Origin of the sequence: Photobacterium lucens (genome assembly GCF_009873615.1) — a bacterium.
Taxonomy (GTDB): Bacteria; Pseudomonadota; Gammaproteobacteria; order Enterobacterales; family Vibrionaceae; genus Photobacterium; species Photobacterium lucens.
In genome coordinates, this window is sequence record NZ_SSMG01000407.1 from 1 (window position 1) to 7017 (window position 7017).

At 42.0% G+C, this 7017-nt stretch carries 6 protein-coding genes; 5 read left to right on the plus strand and 1 reads right to left on the minus strand.

From position 1 onward, the window contains the following. Window positions 1-18: 18 nt before the first annotated feature. From gadC to E5A76_RS16745, 4 genes are all read left to right on the plus strand, one after another. Entirely contained in the window at window positions 19-1536 is a 1518-nt protein-coding gene (gadC, locus tag E5A76_RS16730; RefSeq protein WP_161119618.1) for a putative glutamine/gamma-aminobutyrate antiporter GadC, read from the plus strand. Between the two features lie 10 nt (window positions 1537-1546). Then, window positions 1547-2491, plus strand: coding sequence for a glutaminase A (gene glsA, locus E5A76_RS16735; RefSeq protein WP_161119619.1), 945 nt, complete (start codon window positions 1547-1549; stop codon window positions 2489-2491). Window positions 2492-2506: 15 nt separating this feature from the next. Beyond that, window positions 2507-3907, plus strand: a complete 1401-nt coding sequence (locus tag E5A76_RS16740; protein ID WP_161119620.1) for a glutamate decarboxylase — start codon at window positions 2507-2509, stop codon at window positions 3905-3907. A gap of 138 nt (window positions 3908-4045) precedes the next feature. Then, window positions 4046-4660, plus strand: coding sequence for a trimeric intracellular cation channel family protein (locus tag E5A76_RS16745; protein WP_161119621.1), 615 nt, complete (start codon window positions 4046-4048; stop codon window positions 4658-4660). A gap of 2 nt (window positions 4661-4662) precedes the next feature. Here E5A76_RS16745 and E5A76_RS16750 read toward each other — a convergent pair whose 3' ends face one another. Next, window positions 4663-5898, minus strand: coding sequence for an MFS transporter (locus tag E5A76_RS16750; protein ID WP_161119622.1), 1236 nt, complete (start codon window positions 5896-5898; stop codon window positions 4663-4665). 262 nt (window positions 5899-6160) lie between these two features. Here E5A76_RS16750 and E5A76_RS16755 point away from each other — a divergent pair, with 262 nt between their 5' ends. After that, window positions 6161-6688 carry a glycine zipper 2TM domain-containing protein gene (locus E5A76_RS16755; protein WP_107167235.1) on the plus strand — a complete coding sequence of 176 codons (528 nt, stop codon included), beginning with the start codon at window positions 6161-6163 and terminating at the stop codon, window positions 6686-6688. Window positions 6689-7017: the final 329 nt, after the last annotated feature.

Sequence of the window (7017 nt, forward strand, 5' to 3'; positions counted from 1 at the left end):
TAATAAAAGTAGGTCAATATGGCTAGTACAGACACGATTAAAAAAGGGAGAATTGGCGTATTCGCCTTGGCAATGTTAAACATTGTTGCCGTGGTCAGTTTACGTGGTCTTCCAGCAGAAGCGGAATATGGTTTAAGTTCGATCTTTTATTACATTTTTGCCGCTGTGGTTTTTCTTATTCCGGTATCACTGGTTGCAGCAGAGCTTGCAACAGGTTGGTCTGAAAAAGGCGGTATCTTCCGCTGGGTAGGTGAAGCTTTTGGTCCAAAAATGGCATTAGTTGCCATGTTTATGTTATGGATTGAAGTGACAGTGTGGTTCCCAACCGCATTAACATTTGGCTCAGTGTCGCTTGCCTTTATGGGTCCAAACCACTCATTTGACCAAGCCCTTTCAGAAAATAAATTCTTTGTACTAGCAATTGTGTTAGCTATTTACTGGATAGCGACTTTCATTGCCTTACACGGGACAGAAGCCTTCTCTAAAGTTGCTAAATGGGGTGGCTTAATCGGTACTGTGATCCCTGGTATCGTCTTAATTGTCTTAGGCTTTTCTTACTTCTTTGCCGGCAATACTCCACAAATCCAATTAGGCTGGGATAAGTTAATCCCTGACTTCTCTAACTTTAATAATGTTGTTCTCGCTGCCAGCATCTTCTTGTTCTATGCCGGTATGGAGATGAACGCTATTCACGTTAAGGAAGTTGATGATGCGCCTCGTAACTACCCTATTGCGATTGCTATTGCAGCCATTGGTACCGTGTGTGTATTCGTACTCGGTACACTTGCAATTGCCTTTGTTATTCCTCAAAAAGACATCAGCTTAACTCAAAGCTTACTTGTCACTTACGATGACATGTTTGCATGGGCTGGCATTAGCTGGGCTGCACCTATTATGGCAGCATGTTTAGCTCTCGGTGTATTAGCGGGTGTTGTAGGCTGGGTTGCAGGTCCATCTTCAGGTCTACTTGTCGTAGCGAAAGGCGGTTACTTACCTCGTTTTTGGCAATACACCAATAAACACGGTATGGCATCACACATCATGTTGATGCAAGGTCTACTTGTTACCGCGCTATCTGTTGTTTTCGTAGTATTACCATCAGTGCAAGCGGCTTATCAAATCTTAAGTCAGCTCACCGTGATCCTATATCTTGTGATGTACCTACTGATGTTTGCAGCTGCGATTCACTTACGTTACAGCCAACCTAATCGCCCTCGTGCGTTCAAAATCCCTGGTGGTAACGGCGGTATGTGGTTCATTGGTGGTCTAGGTTTTGTGGGCTCTTTAACTGCATTCCTATTCTCATTCATTCCACCGGGTCAGATCTCTGTCGGTAGCCCAGAAGAATACGTCGGTATCTTAGTGGTGCTAACCATCATCTTTGTCTCTGTTCCGCTATTTATTTACAAAGCCCGCAAACCACACTGGAAAGATCCAGCGGTTACAGACTTTGCGCCATTCACTTGGGAAATTGAAAACGTTCATCCAGGTGTTATTAACCCATCAGACAAAGTTACTCACACATTGAATCAATAAGGAGATGAATATGTCGTGTTGTAAAAAAGATGTCGCTGCCGTTATGCAACAAGCATTTGATTTGCATAAAGACAACAAAGATGGCGCTAATGCTTCTTACATCCCGTTCCTAGCATCGGTTCCATCAGAGTTATGTGGGTTGGCTTTTGTCTCAGTCACAGGCGAAGTCATCAAAATCCAAGATGTTGACTACAAATATGCCATTGAGTCAATTTCAAAAATCATGACATTAGGTTTAGCGCTGGAACAATCAGGTGCTGATGCTGTTCACAGTAAAATTGGTGCTGATCCAACGGGCCTGCCATTTAACTCTGTGATGGCGCTTGAGCTTCATGACGACAAACCATTAACCCCACTCGTCAACGCAGGGGCAATGGCGACCGTGAGCTTAATTGAAGCGGATGGTAAAGAGCAACGCTGGCAAAAAATTCTGGCGTTTCAATCCGCCCTTGCCGCTGCTGATATTGAGCTATCAGAGGATGTTAACCAGTCAGAGCAAACCACCAATGCACATAACCGTGCTATGGCATTGCTACTGGAATCCTCTAATCGTATTTACTCAGATCCGCTTGAAGCGTGCGATGTATACACCCGTCAATGTTCAACGCTATTTAATACTGTTGAACTCGCAACGGTAGGTGCCACTTTTGCTAACGGAGGCAAAAATCCTGTCTCTGGGCAGCAAATCGTTAGTCCTGAAAATGCCGCACATATTTTAGCGGAAATGATGATGGAAGGACTTTACGACACCTCTGGCGACTGGGCTTATGACGTCGGTTTGCCGGGTAAAAGTGGCGTCGGTGGTGGCTTACTGACCATCATTCCAAATGTAGGTGCACTCGCTGCATTCTCCCCACGTCTAGACCAATTTGGTAATAGCGTACGTGGACAATTAATGATTAAACATGTCGCTCAAACAATGGGTTGGAACTTGTTTAATAGCAAGCAACACTAAGGTAGGAAGAAAATTATGGCTCTTCATGAAGTAAATCGTCAAAACGAGAATGATCCAATCTTTGGCTCAGACACTATCAACAACGTTGCGGCAACTACTAAGCTACCACAGCACGAACAAGCACCTAACGTGATCTATCAAATGATCCGTGATGAGCTTTACCTTGATGGTAATGCGCGTCAAAACCTCGCGACCTTCTGCCAAACTTGGGAAGAAGATGAAGTGCATAAATTAATGGATCTTTCCATTGATAAAAACATGATTGATAAAGATGAATACCCTCAGTCTGCTGAAATTGAAGGCCGTTGTGTTCATATGTTAGCGGATTTATGGAATTCACCAGAATCAGCCACTACCGTCGGTACCTCAACCACAGGTTCAAGTGAAGCCTGCATGTTAGGTGGTTTGGCGGCGCTATGGCGTTGGCGTGAAAAGCGTCGTGCGCTAGGTCAACCAACCGATAAACCAAACATGGTTTGTGGTCCTGTCCAAGTCTGTTGGGAAAAATTTGCCCGCTACTGGGACATTGAGATGCGTGAAACAAAAATGGCGGATGGTCATTACTACATGACCCCTGAAGACATGTTAGAGCTTGTCGATGCTAACACCATCATGGTAGTACCAACCTTCGGTCAAACCTTTACTGGTTTATACGAAACAGTAAAACCATTATCTGATGCGCTAGATACTTACGAGCATGATACTGGTAACTCAATTGATATCCACGTCGATGGTGCAAGTGGTGCAATGTTAGCACCGTTCTGTGCTCCAGACATTGAACCTTGGGATTTCCGCTTACCACGTGTTAAATCAATCAGTACTTCAGGCCATAAATTTGGTTTAGCCCCACTGGGTTGTGGTTGGGTTGTATGGCGTAATAAAGAAGATCTACCAGAAGGTTTAGTATTCCATGTCAACTACTTAGGTGGTGATATGCCAACCTTCGCCTTGAACTTCTCTCGTCCAGCAGGACAAATCATTGCGCAATACTACAACTTCCTTCGCTTAGGTTATGAAGGCTACAAACGTATTCACGATAACAGCTATAACGTCTGTGAGTACCTAGTGAAAGAACTCAGCAAATTTGATCTCTTCGAGTTCCTCTTTGATGGTAACCGTGAAAAAGGTATTCCAGCGATTTCTTGGCGTTTAAAAGCCAATGCTGACGTACCGTTTAGCTTATATGACTTAGCTGATCGTCTACGTACCCGTGGTTGGTTAGTACCGGCTTACAGCTTACCTGCGAATGCACAAGATATTGTGGTTCAACGTATCTTAGTAAAACAAGGTTTAACCATTGACCTTGCTAACTTGCTCATCGCTGACTTCAAACGTTCTATCGATTTTCTAAACGCTCACCCACAAGCAGTGTGTGAAGAAAAAGATGTGCAGACATTTGATCATAGTGGTCGTTAATTAACGCACTAAGAAACGCTAAAGGCCGGTTAACTCCGGCCTTTTTATTTTTGCAAACACTAAGCCCATTTTTGCTCCTCGCCTATCCTTTTTTACATGCTAGATTTATACCCATCTCCTTGATCGTATAGGCTCACTATGTTTATTCACACTATCGAAATTATCTGCATTATTGCCTTTGCATTGAGTGCTGTGATCAGTGAGTCTAACAAAGGCAAAGACATTGTCAGTATCATGGTGATTGGCTGGGTAACCGCACTCGGTGGCGGTACTGTTCGGGATGTGATTCTTTCAACTAACCAAGTATTTTGGATCCGAGATCCCTCATATTTTTGGACAGCATTGATCAGCTCATTTGTAGGCTTCTTTCTAGCTTCACATTTACGCCGGATCAAAGCAGAGCGTCTGATCGTCGTACTTGATGCTGTAGGTATTTCCATGTTCTCAGTGTTAGTCACCAAAGATCTAACCGCTCAGCATTATGCGCCTTATGTTGCGATCACCATGGGGATGATCACGGCGGTATTTGGTGGCGTATTGCGTGATATTTTAACTAACCGTCCAACCATGTTTAACAATACTGAATTCTACGCCAGCCCAGTCATTATTGGCTGTTATTTATATATTCTACAAACCCAGCATCACATCAATTCAGACGTAGCAACACTCACCAGTATTGGCTTTATTATTGCGCTGCGTATGTATATTGTAATTAAGAAGATCACCTTCCCTCGTTGTTTACTCTTAAAGTAGCGCTATTCATTTTCAAGCGAGGCACTCGCTACGCTCTTTTTCCCAGTCATGGCGAGTGCTAACCCTGATATTGCCGTAATAAAAACAATCATCGCTAACGCATACACATTATCTAAATGCACTTGCCAAGCAATAAAAATAAAGATCGCCGCAAATACCATTTGTCCTGCGCCTGATAACGCACTCACCGTACCAAACTTATTACTATAAGGAACAAGTAACAACGATTGAGAGCATGGGTAGATCAGCGCTTGTGCAATCGCTATTCCAATAAAACCGAATGTCGCCGTAAATAATGTCAGCGGCAATAATATAAATATACCTACCACGGTTAATTGAATCAGAGGGGCAATAAATACAATATGGTGAGTACCGTAAGACTTCCTTAAAATAAAACACAGCCAGCTAGCAAAAAGAAAAGCTATCGCAGGCACAATTGACCAATAAGCGTAGTTTTCTGAAGTCAGGTGTAATTGGTTTTCTAAAACAAACGGGGCAAGTGATCCTGAAAAAATAACTAATGCCCAATTAATCCAACCAATAACCGTATAAGAAAGGAAGTAACGATCTTTTAATAACGCATAGTAGTAATGAAATATCGGGATAATGGGAATAGAAGTGCGTAATTTAGGTAAGGTTTCCGGTAAATAAAACACTAATACCAAATACCCTAAAACGGTATAGATAAATAAACCAATAAAAACCGCTAACCAACCAAAGTGGTGATTCACCAACCCACCAACAATCGGAGAAAATATCGGTGTAAAAGCTGAAACTATCGATAACCCCGTCATGGCTGATAAGAAAAATTTATTCTTATAGCTATCATGTAACATCGCTCTAGCTATAACAGATTCACAGCCTCCACCAATCCCTTGAATAAAGCGTGCGAGTACTAAAAGATAAAAACAATCGTGAAAATACAACAGCAAGCCTAAACCTAAAATAGACAGGAATAAGCCGATTAATAGTACGCGTCGCCTACCATAAACATAAGAAAGCGGACCATAAAATAGTTGAGATGGACCATATCCAATCAAATAACTAACGACGAGGCTTTCAGTAAGTGTTTGATTAATAGCGAAGTATTTTTGTATCCAAGGCAACAGTGGAAAAACAAGCCCTAAGCTTAATTGTCCCATGCTCACAATTAAAATAGCTAAAAAGAAAATATTCCAGTTCTGCTTAATAACGCCTGTTACTTGCTCAGTAAGGGGAGTTTTCGTTGAAGTATTCATGACAACACGCCAATAGAGTGTAAAGTGCGATGCTATTTTATGCCTCTCTCTTCACACAATTGACGCTTAGTTAATCAATTTAAGTTTTTTATATTCTCCTTTGCTTTAACGAAAAGCGAACAACCCAAATCATCAATATTTATAATCAATAACCATAAATACATTCACATTTTTACTATTAACTTACATTTATCTTACAAAACCCTGTCATAAAAAAGGAACTTATAAGGAAAATAGAGCCCAAGACATTTAGGAGAGCATTATGAAAAAGAACATGGTTTTAGGGTTAAGTGCACTTGTTGCGTTATCAAGCGTATCACTAACTGGCTGTAATGAAGATTCACATGCAAAAGAGCCAACAGTCGCACACATTTTATCTGTTGAAGCAGTAACAAAAACAGTAACAGAACCACATGAAGTGTGTGAACAAGTTGCTGTAACCCATAAAGCCGCTCCTAAGGACGAAAACAAAATCTTAGGTACAGTTGTCGGTGCCGTCGCAGGTGGCGTATTAGGTCACCAAGTTGGTGGTGGTAATGGTAAGAAAGTTGCAACTGTTGCTGGTGCTGTTGCTGGCGGTGCTGCTGGTAATGTTGTGCAAGGAAAGATGCAAGCAAATAACACAACGACGACAATGGAAAAACGTTGTCACACTGAGAATTCAAAAGTAGAAAAAACCATTGGTTACGATGTGACTTACAAGATAGGTGATGACGAAGATACCATTCGTATGGACAAGAAACCAACAGGCAAGACGCTACCAGTTAAAGATGGTGAAGTTGTTATCTAATTTTAAAAGTTAACTCAGCGCATTCCAAGCCCTGCTAGCCATAGTAGGGCTTTTGTTTATCTATAACTCATTTGCATATAACACCAGGCTTTCTACTGAAGTTTTTATAAGTGACAGAACGGCTGTAGTCGCATTCAAATAGATTTAACTTATTTAAAACGTAAAAAAGCCCCGCTATTTCTAGCGAGGCTTCTTAATAAGTGGCGGAACGGTGGGGACGCCTAATCCGGGCTTGCGTTCAAGCGGGACGCGAGTTTATTCTATATACGAAAAGACCCCAGCATTTCTGCTGAGGTCTCAAATAAAGTGGCGGAGCGGACGGGACTCGA

Bases quoted from the DNA above. Each gene is read 5' to 3' on its own strand.
- E5A76_RS16745 (WP_161119621.1), top strand. From the start codon at position 4,046: ATGTTTATTCACACTATCGAAATTATCTGCATTATTGCCTTTGCATTG.
- gadC (WP_161119618.1), top strand. From the start codon at position 19: ATGGCTAGTACAGACACGATTAAAAAAGGGAGAATTGGCGTATTCGCC.
- E5A76_RS16750 (WP_161119622.1), bottom strand. From the start codon at position 5,898: ATGAATACTTCAACGAAAACTCCCCTTACTGAGCAAGTAACAGGCGTT.
- glsA (WP_161119619.1), top strand. From the start codon at position 1,547: ATGTCGTGTTGTAAAAAAGATGTCGCTGCCGTTATGCAACAAGCATTT.
- E5A76_RS16740 (WP_161119620.1), top strand. From the start codon at position 2,507: ATGGCTCTTCATGAAGTAAATCGTCAAAACGAGAATGATCCAATCTTT.
- E5A76_RS16755 (WP_107167235.1), top strand. From the start codon at position 6,161: ATGAAAAAGAACATGGTTTTAGGGTTAAGTGCACTTGTTGCGTTATCA.